This is a genomic window from Pseudomonas sp. 31-12 (genome assembly GCF_003151075.1).
Taxonomy (GTDB): domain Bacteria; phylum Pseudomonadota; class Gammaproteobacteria; order Pseudomonadales; family Pseudomonadaceae; genus Aquipseudomonas.
The window spans coordinates 4,423,832-4,441,065 of the sequence record NZ_CP029482.1; the positions used below are offsets into that span (position 1 = coordinate 4,423,832).

General features: G+C 61.7%; 12 protein-coding genes. 5 read left to right on the forward strand and 7 right to left on the reverse strand.

What is annotated here, in order from left to right:
- Window positions 1–57 precede the first annotated feature (57 nt).
- Together mnxG and DJ564_RS20925 are read right to left on the reverse strand one after the other, a co-directional pair.
- Window positions 58–5,883, reverse strand: coding sequence for a manganese-oxidizing multicopper oxidase MnxG (mnxG, locus tag DJ564_RS20920; protein WP_109632956.1), 5,826 nt, complete (start codon window positions 5,881–5,883; stop codon window positions 58–60).
- Between the two features lie 292 nt (window positions 5,884–6,175).
- The gene (locus DJ564_RS20925) at window positions 6,176–6,784 is read right to left on the reverse strand and encodes a lytic transglycosylase domain-containing protein (protein WP_109632958.1); all 609 of its coding nucleotides are present in this window, start codon (window positions 6,782–6,784) and stop codon (window positions 6,176–6,178) included.
- A 195-nt stretch (window positions 6,785–6,979) separates the two neighbouring features.
- Here DJ564_RS20925 and gspG point away from each other — a divergent pair, with 195 nt between their 5' ends.
- The 3 genes from gspG to DJ564_RS32655 all read left to right on the forward strand — a co-directional run bounded on the left by gspG (window position 6,980) and on the right by DJ564_RS32655 (window position 9,424).
- Entirely contained in the window at window positions 6,980–7,414 is a 435-nt protein-coding gene (gene gspG / locus DJ564_RS20930) for a type II secretion system major pseudopilin GspG (protein WP_094471703.1), read from the forward strand.
- Window positions 7,415–7,429: 15 nt separating this feature from the next.
- A complete protein-coding gene (locus DJ564_RS20935; RefSeq protein WP_109632960.1) occupies window positions 7,430–8,617 on the forward strand; it encodes a type II secretion system F family protein in 1,188 nt (395 codons plus the stop codon).
- 165 nt (window positions 8,618–8,782) lie between these two features.
- Window positions 8,783–9,424, forward strand: coding sequence for a hypothetical protein (locus DJ564_RS32655; protein WP_109632962.1), 642 nt, complete (start codon window positions 8,783–8,785; stop codon window positions 9,422–9,424).
- Between the two features lie 138 nt (window positions 9,425–9,562).
- On the opposite strand, the gene DJ564_RS20945 is transcribed toward DJ564_RS32655, so the two are convergent.
- A complete protein-coding gene (locus DJ564_RS20945) occupies window positions 9,563–10,459 on the reverse strand; it encodes a LysR family transcriptional regulator (RefSeq protein WP_109632964.1) in 897 nt (298 codons plus the stop codon).
- A 161-nt stretch (window positions 10,460–10,620) separates the two neighbouring features.
- On the opposite strand from DJ564_RS20945, the gene DJ564_RS20950 reads away from it, so the two are divergent.
- Both DJ564_RS20950 and DJ564_RS20960 read left to right on the forward strand, forming a co-directional pair.
- Entirely contained in the window at window positions 10,621–11,640 is a 1,020-nt protein-coding gene (locus tag DJ564_RS20950) for an alpha/beta hydrolase (protein WP_109632966.1), read from the forward strand.
- Between the two features lie 202 nt (window positions 11,641–11,842).
- Window positions 11,843–13,279 (forward strand): mechanosensitive ion channel family protein, encoded by a 1,437-nt coding sequence (locus DJ564_RS20960; protein ID WP_109632968.1) that lies wholly within the window; start codon window positions 11,843–11,845, stop codon window positions 13,277–13,279.
- A gap of 206 nt (window positions 13,280–13,485) precedes the next feature.
- Here the strand turns inward: DJ564_RS20960 and ycaC are convergent, their stop codons facing one another.
- The 4 genes from ycaC to DJ564_RS20985 all read right to left on the reverse strand — a co-directional run bounded on the left by ycaC (window position 13,486) and on the right by DJ564_RS20985 (window position 17,018).
- Window positions 13,486–14,112, reverse strand: a complete 627-nt coding sequence (ycaC, locus tag DJ564_RS20970; RefSeq protein WP_109632970.1) for an isochorismate family cysteine hydrolase YcaC — start codon at window positions 14,110–14,112, stop codon at window positions 13,486–13,488.
- Between the two features lie 68 nt (window positions 14,113–14,180).
- Window positions 14,181–16,019: an amidohydrolase gene (locus DJ564_RS20975; RefSeq protein ID WP_109632972.1), complete on the reverse strand. Its 1,839-nt coding sequence runs from the start codon at window positions 16,017–16,019 to the stop codon at window positions 14,181–14,183.
- Window positions 16,016–16,609 carry an antibiotic biosynthesis monooxygenase gene (locus DJ564_RS20980; protein ID WP_109632973.1) on the reverse strand — a complete coding sequence of 198 codons (594 nt, stop codon included), beginning with the start codon at window positions 16,607–16,609 and terminating at the stop codon, window positions 16,016–16,018. The genes DJ564_RS20975 and DJ564_RS20980 overlap by 4 nt, the downstream gene beginning before the upstream one ends.
- Window positions 16,602–17,018, reverse strand: coding sequence for a DoxX family protein (locus DJ564_RS20985; RefSeq protein WP_109632975.1), 417 nt, complete (start codon window positions 17,016–17,018; stop codon window positions 16,602–16,604). Before DJ564_RS20985 ends, DJ564_RS20980 begins: the two co-directional genes overlap by 8 nt.
- Window positions 17,019–17,234 lie beyond the last annotated feature (216 nt).

Sequence of the window (17,234 nt, forward strand, 5' to 3'; positions counted from 1 at the left end):
TGCTCCCTCGCCACAGATCACTCATCGCACGTTCTTTCTCTTTACTGGCCAGTGCCCCTACGGTGCCGGTGCCGGCTCAGGTTCGTTGGTCACCCGCAGCAATCCCCAAAGCCCGGCGGTGTTGCCGTAGGCGCCGTAGTCGCGGTACAGGTAATCGCCTGGTATCGCGTTGCTGCCCCCGGCGCTCGGGTGCATGAAGCTGAAGTGCGCCGCCGGCAGGATGCTTTCACGCGCGCCGATGTACATCGACATCGGGTTGTAGCCGAACCGCACCGACCCCACCCCAGGCGTGGCCATCGGATAACCACCGACATCGCTCTTCTCCGACTGGAACGGGTTGACCGACCAGACGTGACCGTCCAGTTGGAAGGTCGTGCCGCGACTGCCACCGCTCGGCATCATGATGTGGGTGCGGAACGGTTGACCCGGTTTCACATACAGCACCGGTGTCTGCGGATCGCCCCCGATCAGCGCATTGCTGTAGGCCATATGCGCGTTCGGCACGTCACCGTAACCGGCACCGTTGGCATGCCCGAACGGTGCATCCGGCGCCAACCCGAAGCGGAACCAGATCGGCTCGGCCTTGTAGTTGATGGCCATGCTCGAGTTGTCCTGTGGATCGGTCGGTACACCGAAGCCTTCGGCGGCAATGCCTTCCACCGGCCGACCATTGGCCCAGCGGATGTTCAACGCTTTCTGCCAGACCATCGCAAAGTCGCGGTAAGTGGTCTGCCCTGGCACCGTGACCGTTGCGTTGGTTTTCCGTGCATCCTCAACCCAGGTTGCGCCGACCGGCAGGATGGTCATCGCCCCGCCCAAGCCTTTCTGCGGTTGTTTGATGAGGTCCGCCGGGGTGATATTCAGTCCGCCGAACTCCACCGCCGTGGCGATGATGTTGTCGACACTGCGGCCCAGTTGCGTGACCGGTTTGCCTTCACGTTCAAGATGCCCGGCGTAGTACTGATAAGTACGGGTCGGGTACGCGCCACTGTTGCCGATGCGCGGTGGCACGGTCTGGATAGGGTTGGCACCAACGTTGGTGCCGTCGGATTTTGTGATGTCGTACGCCAGCAGTTGCGCGTGCAGACCCACGTGGCTCGACGGCCGCAACAGGTTGTTGGTGAAGATGGTCGAACCCTGGCCATTGTTCCGGTCACGCTTGACCAGCCCTTGCATCACGGCCGTCTGAGTCAGGTCGGGCATGACCACCGGCAAGCGGTTTTCCAGGGTGATGTTGATGCAATCGCCCGCCGTTGCGCGCAATACCAGCGGTTCGACAGGCACGCCGGCTTTCAGCTTGCCGGTGGCCGGATCGAGGTCGGATTTGCGCACATACAGGATCGCAGTCGGATCATGCAACGGGCCGCTTTGCCCGCCGACGGTGATGGTTTCACCATCCTCAGGATCGACCACGGTGACCTGCGGGATGTTCACCGGCCGCGAGTTGAACACCAGGGTGCCACCCGCCGGATTCAACGGCCCGCCCACGTGTTGCCCGATGCCGGCCGGATCGCCGATGGTCAGGTTCAACGGATTGAGCAGGATGTCGTTGGCCAACGCCGCAACCACTTCATAGTTGCGTTGCACGGTCGGCCGGGTGCCGATGCCGTTGGGGTTGGCACTGATCCGTGGGCAGGAGCCATTGAATGCCACGGTGTTGCGCATGCCCGCAGGTTTGGGGTTGTTTGGCACGGCGAACAGGTCGCTGCGCTGGGCCGTGTAGTTGCGCATCACGCCCCAGATACCGTTCCAGTAACCTTCAATGGAAGCGTCCATCGAGTACAGGTAGTCCCCCGTGGTCGCCGCTGAACTGGAAAGCATCGAGACCGGTGCATTGAAGCCCATCTGTTCGGAGATACCGACCATCTGCGACGCGCGCCAGCCGGAGTTGGAGCTGTTGCCGAAGCCGGAACCGCTTTGCAGCCATTTCACGCCGTGCAGGGTCACGTTGTGCTCTTCTTCGTGACCGCCGGCATGCACCCGCAGCCGCACGTTGTCACCGGTGTAGGTGCGCAACATCGGGGTGAACGGGTCACCCGGCTCCGCGCCGCCACGGTTGACGTGCGGCGGGAACAGCGTGGTGCCGCCGGTTGGACCGGTGGCCGAGGTGACCAGGTTCGGTGCCAGGTTCATCGCCGGGATGGCGCGGTCGGTACGGCTTTGCATGGCGTACGCCAGGTCACCGCCGAGGCCGTCGGCCTGCATGCCGCGCTTGCCGTCCGGGCCGACCTTGTTCGGGTCGTACACCCGTAGGGCCAGCGGTTCGTTGCGGTAGTTGACCACGAACATGCCGGGGTCATCGACCGAGATCGCCTGTGGGCATGGCCGAGTCGGACAACCCGGCACCATGCCGCCCTGCACTTCGATGATGCCGTCGAGCAAGGTGCTGGCGTTGTTACGCACCGGCGGATTGATCGCGTAGCGGAAGCTGTCGGCGGTGGCCGGGAAGGCTTGCGGATCAGGCACGCCGTTAGGACCGGCGCCCACATACACACCGGCTTCATAGGCGTGCTGGAAGTCGCTGTATTCGAGGAAGAACTCACGGAAGCTGTCGTTCTTGCCGTCGCCGTCGATGTCACCGGTGGACACCACCGCTTGCCACGAAGTCGGCCCGCCGTCCTGGCGCGCGCCGCTGTACAACGGCTCGCCGGTTTCAGCGTGGAACCAGGTGGAACCGGCCGGTTCAGCCAGCACGGTGGCGTACAGGCCAATCTGTTGGTGAGTCGATGGGCCGAGGTGGTCGTGGGTGAAAATGGTCCCCAGGCCACGGTCGACACCTTTGGCGTTTACCACCGGATCGACGAACCAGCGCTGCATTGCCGTACGCGCCCCGACCCAATCCGCCCGGCCAAATTGACCGAAGTACGGGTGATTCTTGGCTTTCGGACAGGCCGGTGTGCCGTCACGTGGATCGGTGCCTGTGCACTGGTTGAACTCGCGAATGGCGAGGATTCGTTCTTGCACGGCCCCCGGGGAAAGCACGCCATCTTCGTAGTTCCAGCCGTTGGCCGAACCGTCGGCCGCCGTCAGGTCCCATTTCGGCAGGTGAATGTGCTGACCGATCACGTCGGTCGGCGTGCGCACCTGATAATCGTCCATTTCATAGACGGCAGGCACCAGGTTGGTTTGCTGGTATTGCACGCAGTCGAAAGTGTTCATGCGCATTACCAGCGGCTCTGGCGGACGCTGTTTGGTGATGACCGGCCAGGCGTCTTCCCACAGCGCCAGGATGCGCGCTTGCGGGAAGTGGTAGCCGACTTTGTTGTACACCGCGTCGAACTGGATGTTCGCCGCTTTGTAGACCCGTGGACGGTCGGCGGTGAAGGCCGAGGAGCCGGTGTAGGACATGCCGTCGATGCGCTCGCCGCTGGCAAATTCGCCGGTGCCGGCGCTGCTGGTCAGGCGTTTTTGCCGGTCGTCCATGCACGGTTCGTAGTACGGCGCGCCGGCAATCGGCAAGGCACCGTTGGTGCGGAAGGCCTTCGCCACGATTTGATTACCCGGCAGCACGGCAAAGCTTGGGTGGTCCTTTTTGGCGTGGAAGGCCATGGCCGCCTGTTCGACTTCGGTGCCCTCTTCCGGCATGTAGATCGGTTTGGCGCGGGTCACTTCCTTGGAGAAATCCAGCGACGTGGTAATGGTGTTCGCCACGCCACCGGCGGAGAAACCGTCCAGGGAGTGACGCCCCAGGCCGCCGTCCCAACCGCCGGACTGCACCGGGTCGAGGTTGGCCCACAGGGCGTTGCCGCTGGTTTTCAAGGACTGGGCCTTGGCCGCGTCAAGCATGTCCAGCGGTGGAGTCGGTGGACGTTGGCCGACCGAGGTTTCCATGCCGCCGATCCAGAACGGATAGCCAGGGTTTTTCAGGCTGCCGTCGGCATTGCGGTTGGCTTCGCTACGATCCACCAAGGCCAGGGAACCAATGGCCTGTGCACCACCGCTGCCGCCGTGATGTTCGCCGTCGTCATCTTCTTCGTCATCGTCGTCATCACCAGCGACCAGTATCTCGCCGATTTTCGGCACCACCGCGACCTTGCCTGGCATCGGCGCCATGGCTTTGCCCGGCAGCGGCACGACCGCAGGAATCGGGGTACCGGCAATGATTTCGCCATCGGGCAAGGCCCGGGCGCCCGCCGCCGGTTTGCCGCTGCGCAATGCGTAAGGTTCGTTGTGGAAACCGTCGGTGCCTTGTTGGGAGACTTCGAGTTTGGTGCCTTCTTCAAACACGTCGTGCACCCGCCACATGCTCCACATGCCCTGGGCAAAGTGTGGGTAGAAGTGGCAGTGGTAGATCGCATCACCGGCGACGCGGTTGCGGTTGCCCGAACCGCCGTTGGCGATTTCATAGGTGTAGCCGGCGCCCGGGCCGATGCCCTGGGCATCCACATAGTCGGAGTTGTCGTCGTTGGGGTTGAACAGCCACTGATGGCCGTGCAAGTGAAAGATGTGCTGCTCGTGGCCGTTGTGGGTGTTGCGGAATTTGACGAAGTCGCCGATGTAGCTGTGGTTGACGTTGGACGGCTCGGACGGATACAGCGCCATGGTGGCCTTGACGCCAATCTGATCGGCGCGCGGAACCTGCCCTGGAAGAATGCCTTCCAGGCCGGCGTTGGCCGGTACGTCCACCAGCATCGCCACGTCGCCGACGGTGTGCGAACTAAGGAAAAATTCTTCATAGGCGCAAGACAGGCAATCGTGCATCGGCCCGACGCCCAAGCGGTTGGCCACCACCTCGGCGCCCATGCCGCCGGAGCCATAGTTGATCATGAACGAATCGCGGGTCGGCTCCAGCACGTGGGCCATTACCGGGTCTGCCCAATACGCGGGGAACGCCTGGGTCGCGGCGGTTTCATCCTGGAACTGCGAGGCGAAATCGCGAAACGGCTCCAGCCGATTCGGAATCGCCGGGTTGCGTTTGCCCACGGCTTCCAGCGGATAGGTGGATGGAGGGAAGCTGCCGTCGGCATTGCTGCCCATCACAATCGCGTCGCTTTCGCTGGAGATGATTTCATTGCCGTCGACCATGTTGATGATCGGCGTGCCGGCCTTGCCTTCACGGATCCACGGTTCGCGCTGCGGGTAGCGCGCCTGGTAATCGACGATCGGTTGACCGGCCGGGGTGCGGCCGCTGCTGGCCAGGCGCATCTCTTCTTCGGTCACGGTGTTGCGATAGCTGCGGCCGCCCTTGGGCACCACCACGACCTGGCCGAACAAGCCGTTGGCAACGTTGCCCGCATCGCCCTCACCACCGAAGGTCGCACCACGGCTGCTGGCGGCGAATGCACCTTCGCGCTCAGCGAACAACGTGTAGGAACGGGTGCCGCCCGGGGCGACCAGCGAATTGCCGTTGCGCCCGGTGTACGAGGCGATGTCGTCGATGCTGTTGACCGCTTGCATGCCGTTGACCTGGAAGCCGACATGGCGATCAGCGACCTGCTCATCGACTTTGAACTGATCGACGTTACCGATTTCGACCTCACCCTCAATCTCACCCTCCTCCCCGTTTTCGTGGCTTCCGGGGTTGGCCTGGTACGCCAGCAGGTTCTGCAGGTTGATGGTCAGGCAGTCACCGGCCGCCACGCGCAACACCAAGGGGCGCGGACGCTTGTCGGGACGCAGCGAGACTTTGCCCGGCACCGCCGCGCCGCCCTGGGCCAGGGACACGTTATGGTCGTCGACCACATCGCGGCGCAGGGCGAACATCATGCCATTGACGTTTTGTGCGCCGAGGCGGTTGAACATCAGCGGCTGATCCAGCGCCACGACGTTCGCCACCAGGTTGCGCTCGCAGCGCAAGGCCGCCTCGGCCAGCTCGATGCCGAACATCGACACCACCAACAGCGCACATTTGAACAAGGACGAAGCGTGGGGTATGCCGGTCATGATCACGGGCCTCGCTGTGGGTGCTCACAAGGAAATAATTCTCGACAAATCCTTTGGAGCAATCCGCATGCCATAAAAAATTCAGTTAGTTTTCAGCCACTTGAAGCAACGATTTAATAACGCGGGGGATATTCCCCACTTATTCCCCCCTTTTCCGGGTGGATGACAACCTCCACCCCAAAACTCAAACCCCATAGCAGCTGTCGAGCTTGCGAGGCTGCGTTCGGCGACGAATGCGGTCTTCGGTCAGTGGTACAAATCGGGTTACCCCACATGTGGGGGATTGCCCCAATCACAGCGGTGCGTCCATGGCCAGGCCCTGCAAGCGCCGGTACTGGCGCAAGACATTGGGCACATAACGCTGGGTTTCAGCGAACGGCGGGATCACCCCGCCACGGCTCAGGACCGCCTGTGGTCCGGCGTTGTAGGCCGCCACGGCGAGGGTGATGTCGTTGTCGAACAAGGTCAGCAGGCGCTTGAGGTATTTGGCGCCGCCCTGGATATTGGCTTTCGGGTCATAGACGTTTTTCACCCCCATCTCCCGCGCGGTATCGGGCATCAATTGCATCAGCCCGCCAGCGCCTTTTGGGGACGTTGCATCCGAGTTGTAGCGCGACTCTTCGCGGATCACCGCGTGCAACAACGCCGCCGGCAATTCATTGGCCGTGGCGGCCGCCGACACCAGCTCTGCATAAGGTTGTCTGGCAATCATCTGGGGCTGCTGATCAAGACCGACCAGCGAGGATTGGGGTTCGTGAATGACTCGTTCATAGGTGCGGCCGGGACGGTGAACATTGGACAGCACGTAGCTGCCCTTGGCGTCCACGGAAACGAACACATCGGCCTGTACGACGCTCGTCAGCAGCAAGCAGCCGAGCAGTCCCGTGGTGAGTGTTTTCATTATTTTGCCTCCCCTGCCCGGCCCCGAAAAATGGGGGTAATGCCCCAATGGCCGGTAGTAAACCAGCCATACGCAAGCACTGTGCCGAAAGCGCAAAGGCCCGGAATACAGGGGTTTCGCAAGGATGAACGGGGGTGAGCATGGCAATTGCATACGCCTTCAAGGCGACCCTTCTGCCGACTGTGTGAGGTCATCATGAATCAGCGTTTGCGTTCCGCCCCGCGTACTCAAAGCGGGTTCACCCTGCTCGAACTGTTGGTGGTGCTGGTGGTGCTCGGGCTGTTGGCCGGTATCGTCGCGCCGAAGTATTTCGCCCAACTGGGCCGCTCCGAAGTGAAGGTGGCCAAGGCGCAAATCGAAGGCCTGGGCAAAGCGCTCGACCTGTACCGTCTGGAGGTCGGCCATTACCCATCGACCGAACAGGGATTGCAGGCGCTGGTCACTGCGCCGAGCGATGAAACGAAATGGACCGGTCCGTATTTGCAGAAAAAACTGCCGCAGGATCCATGGGGTCGTAACTACAACTACCGCTACCCCGGCGAAAACGGCGAATACGATCTGCTGTCCATGGGCAAGGACGGCCAACCCGGCGGCGAAGGCGAAAACGCCGAAGTCACCAGCTGGCAATGACGGGGAGTGGCGACCATGCGCTTTCATCTCAAGGCAGTGGGCAAGGCCGGCGTGGTCTCGATGACCGTCGAGGCGCCCGGCCACAGCGAAGCCCGGCGCATCGTCGAAGACCAGGGCTTGCGGGTGGTCAGCTTGCATGTCGAGCGGCACTGGCGCGCGTTGCGTCTTCGACAGCGCGAGACGTTCAACCTGGTGCTGTTCAGCCAGGAGCTGACCACCTTGCTCAATGCCGGCCTGCCTTTGATCGATGCGCTGGAAAGCCTGGCGGAAAAAGAGAACGCGCCGCAGGCCCGTAAAACCCTGAGTGAACTGGTGCGCCTGCTTTACGAAGGCAAATCCTTCTCCCAGGCACTGGCCCAGCTGTCGGCGGTGTTCCCTCCGCTCTACGTTGCGCTGGTGCAGTCCAGCGAGAAGACCGGCGCCGTGGGCGATGCCCTGGGCCGCTATGTCAGCTATCGCCAGCGCATGGACGAGGTCCGGCAAAAGATCGTCAGCGCTTCGATCTACCCCCTGCTGTTGCTGGTGGTGGGCGGTGGCGTGGTGTTGTTCTTGATGGGTTACGTGGTGCCGCGCTTCAGCCTGGTGTTCGAAGGGCTGGGGTCGAACCTGCCGTGGCTGTCACAAGTGCTGATGAGCTGCGGGATGTTCCTGCACGCCCACCAGGGTGAATTCTTCGGGGGCTTGGCGGCGATCGTCGTCGCCCTCGGTTTCCTCCAGCGCCAACCGGCCTTTCGCCGGGGCGTCGACCGTGTGATCGAAAAACTCCCGGCAGTCCATCAACGCATCTTCATGTACGAACTGGCGCGCTTCTATCGCTCACTGGGCATCTTGCTGCAGGGCGGCATCCCCCTCGTCACCGCCATGGGCATGGTCCGCGGCCTGCTCACCCCCGCCTCCCGCGTGCGTCTGGACCAGGCCTGCGAACGGGTGCGCGAGGGGCAATCGCTGTCGGCCGCCCTGGAACTCAATCATCTGGTGACCCCGGTGTCCCTGCGCTTGCTGCGAGCAGGCGAACAGTCCGGCAACCTCGGGCAGATGATGGAACGCAGCGCAGACTTCTACGACGAAGAAATCAGCCGCTGGATCGAATGGTTTGTGCGCCTGTTCGAACCGTTGCTCATGACCTTCATCGGCCTGCTGATCGGGGTCATCGTGATCCTGATGTACATCCCGATCTTCGAACTGGCTTCGAGTATTCACTGACCCTCTGGAACGGGGTCGAGTGGAACGGGGTCGAGTCGTACCGTTCATCGCTCATCCACGTTGCAAATGAATTAATCGGCGCGCTGCGGTGTTCACCTTTTGAATCGAGCAGCACGTTGCATTGTTCATCAACGTTCCAACCTGAATAAGAAGACGGAGAACGACATGCACATCAACAAGCTTTTACTGGCAGTTGCGATTGGCGCAGTTCTGTCGGCGTCTACCGTATTGATTCCGGACAGTTTGTCCGGGGTGTCGAGTGCCCAGGCCAAGGACGGTGGTAGTGGTGGCGGCGGTGGATCTGGTGGCGGTGGTCACGGTGGCGGTGGGTCTGGCGGTGGTGGCGGCGGTCACGGTGGTGGTGGGTCTGGCGGTGGCGGCGGTCACGGTGGTGGGTCTGGTGGCGGTGGCGGCGGTCACGGCGGCGGTGGGTCTGGCGGTGGCGGCGGCGGTCACGGCGGCGGTGGGTCGGGTGGCGGCGGTGGTGGTCACGGCGGAAGCGGCGGCAATGGTGGCGGCCACAGTGGAAACGGCAGCGGTGGCAACAGCGGCAGCGGTCACAGCAGCAGCGACCATGGGTCTGGGCACTCCGGCAACACAGCCTCATCCTCCTCCGGGCGCAGCGGCACTCACGCCGAACCGGGTGACGATCATGGCGTTCATCGCTCCGGCGAAATCGGCGACGACCATGGCGTTCATCGTTCCGGCGAAATCGGCGATGACCACGGCGTCCATCGCTCCGGCGAAATCGGTGATGACCGCGGCGTGCATGTCGGTGGCGAGCCTGGCGATGACAAAAGGTCCTGACAAATACTGATCACAAGACAACAACCGATCCCTGTGGGAGCGGGCTTGCCCGCGATTGCGGTGGCTCATTCAACATTGATGTCGACTGAACCACCGCAATCGCGAGCAAGCTCGCTCCCACAAGGTAAGTGGTGAACCCTACAACCCACCCTCAACCCGATCCAGCCGCTCGCGCAGAAACTCAATCAACGCCTGCACCGGCCGTGAACTCTGGCGATGCTGCGGATACACCGCTGACAACGTCAGCGGCTTCGGACGAAACTCATCCAGCACCGGCACCAGCCGCCCCTCCTTCAGCGCCGAGCCGATAATGAACGTCGGCAAGTACGTAATCCCCATCCCCGCCACCGCCGCATCCTTGAGCAACTCACCGTTGTTGACCCGCATCCTGCCCGTCACGTTGACGGTCAGCGGCTTGCCCTGCCCTTCAAAACGCCATTGCACCTGACGCCCGTGGCCGTAAGGCAGGCAGTCATGGCTGTGCAAATCTTCGGGTCTGAGCGGCGTACCACGCTCGGCCAGGTAAGCCGGGCTGGCGCAGTACACGCGTTCGATGGAGGCGATACGGCGGGCGATCAGGGTCGAATCTTCCAAAATGCCGATACGCAACGCCAGGTCGTAACCCTCGCTGAGCAAGTCCACCGGACGATCGCTCAGGTCCACTTCCACCGTGACATCGCGATAGCGCTGCAAAAACAACGGCAGCAGACACCCCAGATGCGCCAACGCAAACGACAACGGCGCGCTCACGCGAATCGTGCCGCGCGGCTCGGTGGTCTGGCCTGCGATGCCCTGCTCCACCTGCTCGACTTCACCGAGCAGGCGTAACGCCGACTCGTAGTAACTCTGGCCCAGCGGCGTGACATCCAGCCGTCGCGTGGAGCGGTTGAGCAAACGCACGCCCAGGCGCTCTTCAAGTTGCATCAGACGACGGCTGACGAACTGCTTGGACAGGCCCAATTGATCGGCTGCCGAGGTGAAGCTGCCGGAGTCCATGACCTGGCAAAAAATACGCATATCTTCGAACGGGTTCATTGTCACGCCTTGGTTGACAGTCAAACACTTTATAGCCGCTTTTTCCCTTTTGGGCGACCTATTAATCTGTGTCCACGGTGTTGCTGAGGCCTGAACTACAGCGCCAGCAGCGACCTGACCTTAGGTAATCAAACTCTAATTAATTAAAAAGGATTTGCCCCATGAACATCGTCAACAAAACCCTGACCGCCTCCCTCCTCGCCCTTTCCATCGGCAACGCATTCGCCGCCGGCAGCCCGGGTGTCGAACACAACACCCAGGCCTTCCTCGAAGCCCTCGCCGCAGGGGGTGGCAAGCCGCTTGAGCAGTTGAGCCCGAAGGAGGCCCGTGCGGTGCTGACCGGTGCGCAAAACTCGGTGAAGGTTGACCTGTCGGGTGTGGACGTCAGCGACCGTGCGATCAAGGTCGATGGGCAAACCATCAATCTGAAAATCGTTCGGCCGGCCAAGGTCAAAGGTGAATTGCCGGTGTTCATGTTCTTCCACGGTGGCGGCTGGGTGCTGGGCGATTACCCGACTCACCAGCGTCTGATCCATGACCTGGTGGTGGGCTCCGGCGCGGTCGCGGTGTATGTCGACTACACGCCATCGCCGGAAGCGCACTACCCGACCGCAATCAACCAGGCCTACGCCGCGACCCGTTGGGTGGCCGAGCATGGCAAGGACATCGGGGTCGATGGCAAACGCCTCGCGGTGGCCGGCAACAGCGTCGGCGGCAACATGGCGGCGGTCGTGGCGTTGATGGCCAAGGAACAGAAAACCCCGGCGCTGCGCTTCCAACTGTTGATGTGGCCGGTGACCAACGCGCAGTTCGACAGCGGCTCGTACCAGCAATTTGCCGAAGGCCACTTCCTGACCAAGGGCATGATGAACTGGTTCTGGGACAGCTACACCACGGACAAGTCCGAGCGTGCGCAGATCCATGCCTCGCCGTTGCAAGCCAGCGCCGAACAGCTCAAAGGCCTGCCCGCCGCCCTGGTGCAAACCGCCGAGTTCGACGTGTTGCGTGACGAAGGCGAAGCCTACGCCCGCCACCTCGACGCGGCCGGTGTGCCGGTCACGGCGGTGCGCTACAACGGCATGATTCACGACTTCGGCCTGCTCAACCCGCTGAGCCAGATTCCGGAAGTCAAGGCGGCGGTTCGTCAGGCGGCATTGGAACTCAAGACTCACCTGAACTGAGACCACCTCGCCTCGCCACACAGCAATGTGTGGCGTAGTTGCTTTCTGTGGCGAGGGAGCTTGCTCCCGCTTGAGTGCGCAGCACTCACAAAATCTGCATTGACTGCGAGAATTTTGGGGCTGCTTCGCAACCCAGCGGGAGCAAGCTCCCTCGCCACAGAAAGCTTGTCTGCAATGACCTCATACGCGCCGGAGTTCCCCCATGTCCTTTATCCTCGCCCATCTGCTGTCCTGGAGTGCCCTGTTGCTGGTGATTGACGCCGTGCTCTGGCACCTCGCGCCGTTCAAGCATCGCGTCACGCGGGTTGGCGTGCGGCTTGCGTTATTCGTGATATTCAGCGCTCTGGTGATCAATGCCGGTGTGAGCCCGTTGCAGGCGCCGCTGTTGGCCGAGGATCGTGTCGCGCAACTGGGTGCCACGGCATTGGGGATTCTCTGGTGGCTGTACGCCGCGCGGGTGATCACCGAAGTCATCGGCCTGGTGCTGATGCGCCGCATCGGTCACAGCGGTCGCTTGTTGCAGGACGTCATCGGTGCACTGGTGTTTCTGATCGCCATCGTCGCGGCAGCCGGTTACGTGCTGGAGCTTCCGGTGAAAGGTTTGCTGGCGACGTCCGGCGTCGTGGCCATCGTCGTCGGCCTGGCGTTGCAAAGCACCTTGAGCGACGTGTTTTCCGGGATCGTGCTCAACACCACCAAGCCGTATCAGGTGGATGACTGGATCATGATCGATGGCGTCGAAGGCAAAGTTCTCGACATCGACTGGCGCGCCACACATATGCTGACCAGCGCCGGCAGCACGGCCGTGGTACCGAACTCGGTGGCGGCCAAGGCGAAGATCGTCAATCTGAGCCGGCCGAACAACATGCACGGCGTGTCGATCAGCATTCAGGTGCCCAATCACATTCGCCCGCGCCGGGTGCTGGATGCCCTCGAGCGCACGCTTCAAGGCAGCAGCAGTTTGCTGCTAAACCCGGCGCCGAAAGCGGTGCTCAAAGAGGCAGGGGAAACCATGTCCGAATACGTGGCCAGCGGATTTATCACCGAGCTTGGCCAGAAAAGCGAAGTGCGTAATCAGCTGTTCGACCTGGCACATCGGCACCTCGAAGCGGCGGGGATTTCCCGGCAGATCGATGGCGTGATTGAACCGACAACCCGCGCTCGGGCATTGCTCGATGAAGTGAAGGTCTTCCGTTCCTTGAGCGAGGACGAGCGTGATCAATTGGCTCAGTCGATGGTCCCGCAGCAGTACGCGGCAGGCCAGGTGGTGCTGGCATTGGGTGAAGTGCCGGACAGCCTGATGGTGATCGCCACGGGCGTCGTCAGCGCTACAGTTCCGGACGGCACCGGTCAAACCGAAGCAGGTCGCATGGGGCCGAGTGAGGTGATGGGTGAACAGAGCATCCTCACCGACACACCGTCCCAGGCCACCTTCACCACCTTGACCTCGTGCATCATTTACCGGATCGACAAATCCCTGACCCGTAGCTGCATGGAACAACGGGTTGAAGTGGGTCGGGCGTTGAACAAGCTGCAGGCGGTACGCCAGCAGAACAGCCGGTTGGCGTTGATGGCCAAGCCGGTGCAAATCAAGAAAAGCGGCTTCCTCAGCTGGCTGCAAAAACGCCAACAGGCCTAGTTTTTGTGGCTGCCTCCGAATTTTGTGCTGAAGGGCTTTTGTGGCGAGGGGGCTTGCCCCCGTTGGAGCGCGCAGCGGTCCCAAAAGATGGAGAGTGCTACGCACTCTAACGGGGGCAAGTCCCCTCGCCACAGGAACTTCGCTCACCTTGAGACTGTGCAAAAAAATGCCCGCACAGTCGCGGGCATTTTTATGGATCGCCGGGCTTACTTCGACGTCAACACCGCGTAGCTGTTCATCAAATTGCGATAGTTCGGAATGCGCGTCGACAGCAGGTTCGCCAGGCCTTCCATGTCGTTGCGCCAGTCGCCCTGCAGCTCGCAGGCCACCGAGAACCAGTTCACCAGTTGTGCACCGGCCGCGGTCATGCGTGCCCACGCGGCTTGCTGCACGGTTTCGTTGAAGGTGCCCGAAGCGTCGGTGACCACAAACACTTCAAAGCCTTCCGCCAGCGCCGACAGCGTCGGGAAGGTGACGCACACGTCGGTTACCACACCGGCGATGATCAGTTGCTTGCGGCCGGTGGCTTTAACGGCCTTGACGAAATCTTCGTTGTCCCAGGCATTGATCTGGCCTGGACGCGGGATGTACGGCGCGTCCGGGAACAGTTCCTTGAGCTCAGGCACGATCGGGCCGTTCGGGCCGCTTTCGAAACTGGTGGTGAGGATGGTCGGCAGTTTGAAGAACTTGGCCAGGTCCGCGAGGGCCAGCACATTGTTCTTGAATTCGTTCGGCGAGAAATCCTGGACCAGCGAGATCAGGCCAGTCTGGTGGTCGACCAACAGGACAACAGCATCGTCTTTGTTCAGGCGTTTGTACGGAACGTTGCTCATGTGAATCTCCTCGATGGATGGGTGTTACGCATGGCGCCGACGTGCTGGATCGGCGCTGATTGTGATCGTCAGAACGCGAAGCACGAGCAGCCGAACGCGCCCCAGAAACCCGCAAAATCACTGACCGGCGCGTTCGACAACCGCGCCTTTTCATGGCTGTGGGCATGCACGCCACACGGCCCGCTGCAATGGTGAACCTGCGCCTGCATCGGCGACGTCGGACGCCAATGCCCCGGCACCTTGACCACCGGCGACCAGTCCGGCAGCACCGGCACGCTGGCCGGTCCGAGTTTTTCGAAATCACCGGCGGCGTACACCACCTTGCCGCCGACCACGGTCAACACCGATTCGATCCACTTGATCGCTTCTTCATCGACGCTGAAAAAGTCCGCACTCAAGGCCGCCAAGTCAGCCAGTTGCCCGACCTTGATCATGCCTTTCTTGCCCTGCTCGGAAGAGAACCAGGCGCTGCCGTGGGTGAACAGTTCCAGTGCCGTTTGTCGCGAAAGCCCCTCGGCGTGCAGCTCCAGGCCACCGACGGTGCGGCCGCTGACCATCCAGTACAACGAAGTCCATGGATTGTAGCTGGACACTCGTGTGGCATCGGTGCCGGCGCCGACCGGTACGCCTTCGGCCAACATGCGCTTGATTGGCGGCGTGGCTTCGGCCGCTTTGGCGCCGTAACGCTCGACGAAATACTCGCCCTGAAACGCCATGCGATCCTGAATCGCAATCCCGCCGCCCAGCGCCCTCACCCGCTCGATGTTCTGCGGCGTGATGGTTTCGGCGTGGTCGAAAAACCACGGCAAACCGTTGAACGGAATGTCACGGTTGACCTTCTCGAACACGTCGAGCATGCGGCTGATGGATTCGTTGTACGTGGCATGCAAACGGAACGGCCAGCGCTGCTCGACGAGGTGGCGAACCACCGGTTCCAGCTCGTCTTCCATGGTTTGCGGCAGGTCGGGACGCGGCTCGAGGAAGTCCTCGAAATCCGCCGCCGAGAACACCAGCATTTCCCCGGCGCCGTTGTGTCGCAGGTAATCGTCGCCCTGATGCAGGGTCACGCTCGACGTCCAGTTCTTGAAGTCGGTCAGCTCTTCTTTCGGCTTCTGCGTGAACAGGTTGTAGGCGATACGAATGGTCAGTTGCTGGTCCTTGGCCAACTGCTCGATCACCTGATAATCGTCCGGATAATTCTGGAAACCACCGCCGGCATCGATGGCACTGGTCAGGCCGAGGCGGTTGAGTTCACGCATGAACTGGCGGGTCGAGTTGACCTGATATTCCAGCGGCAACTTCGGCCCTTTGGCCAGCGTCGAGTACAGAATCATTGCGTTGGGACGTGCCACCAGCATGCCGGTCGGCTCACCGTTGCTATCGCGCACGATCTCGCCACCCGGTGGATTCGGCGTATTGCGGGTGTAACCGGCCACGCGCAAAGCGGCGCGGTTGAGCAAGGCGCGGTCGTACAAATGCAGGACAAACACCGGGGTGTCCGGCGCGGCCTGGTTGAGCTCTTCGAGGGTCGGCATGCGCTTTTCGGCGAACTGGAATTCGTTCCAGCCACCGACCACGCGCACCCATTGCGGCGTGGGTGTGCGATCGGCTTGATCCTTGAGCATGCGCAAGGCATCGACCACCGACGGCACGCCTTCCCAGCGCAGTTCGAGGTTGTAGTTCAAACCGCCACGGATCAGGTGCAGGTGTGAGTCGTTAAGGCCGGGAATGACGCAGCGACCCTTGAGGTCGATGACCTGGGTGCCCGCCCCCCGCAGGGCCATGGCGTCGGCATCGGTGCCGACCGCAACGAAGCGGCCTTCGCTGATCGCCACCGCACTGGCGCGCGGGTTTTCACGGTCAACGGTATGAAATTGGCCATTGAATAAAATCAGATCGGCGTTCATCGCGTTTCCTTGGACTGAGGGGAATGGGACAGCCACGGCGCGAACAGACGCGTCGCCATCGGCATGAACAGGTACACCACCGAAACGACGATGGTCAGCGTGATCAGGAACGTCGCGACCACGTAATTGGACAGGATGGCGTTGAGTTGCAGCAGCGGGCCCCAGAGCAGCGGCACCAGCAAGGTGTGCGGCAGAATCACCAGCAGCGTCACCACGGCCTGCTTCCAGCGCGGCGGCGGTGGCGACGCGGCGTCGGCTTGCGGTGCGAACCAGAATTCATTGACCGGGTTGACCTCGGTCTGGTCGCCATCGGCGAGCATTGGCGTGGCTTCGTTGACCAACTCCAGCCGCTGCGGCGAATCGAGCCAGCTTTGCATCGCGTCGGTGGAGCAAAAGCGCAGCACGCAGGTGTACATGTCGAGGCCGGCGTTTTTACCGCGCATCACGTCCACGCCCAAGTGCCCTTCCTGCTGCCCGGCGATGCTGACAATGTTGCGCAACCAGGCTTCATAGGGCACTTCAAAACCGGCCTTGACCCGGTGCTTGATCACCAGGGTCACGACTTCCTCGAAACGATTGGATTCAGGCATAACGCAAAGCTCCGGCAAATCGGACATTGAGCGCCAGCCGTCCCGGCCCGGCGATAAAAAGGCTGGTGAACACAATCAACAGCAGCCAACCGAACTGCCCTTCCTCGACACTCCATTGCGCATGCACCACTAGCAGCGCGATCAGCAACACCGCCAAAATCGGCAGGCACGCCAGACGCACCAACACCCCGGCGATGATCAGCAACGGGCACAGCACCTCGGCAAAAATCGCCAGCATCAGCGTGATGTTCGCGCCCAAGTGAAAAGGGTCTTCGATGACTTGCAGTTGAGCGCCGTAGTTAAGCAACTTCGGCAAGCCGTGCACCCAGAGCAGAAACAAACCGCCACTGACCCGCAAAAACAGCAGTCCGAAATCCTGCGCCCGTTCATCCCATCGCGACGTATTCATGGGCTACCTGCTCAAATGAAAAACCACCGGCAACGATGCGCCGGGACGTCTTTCGATAGTGCCGGTGTGGGTGCCGGAAAAATTGGATGTGTGTGCTCTTTTTGCCAATGAGCCGGATCTACAACCGACGAAGCTCCCACAGGGGAATCTTCATTGCTGGAAGCTTTCTGCCAGGCACAAAAAACGGCCTCTACCGAGACCGTTTTTTTTTCGCAT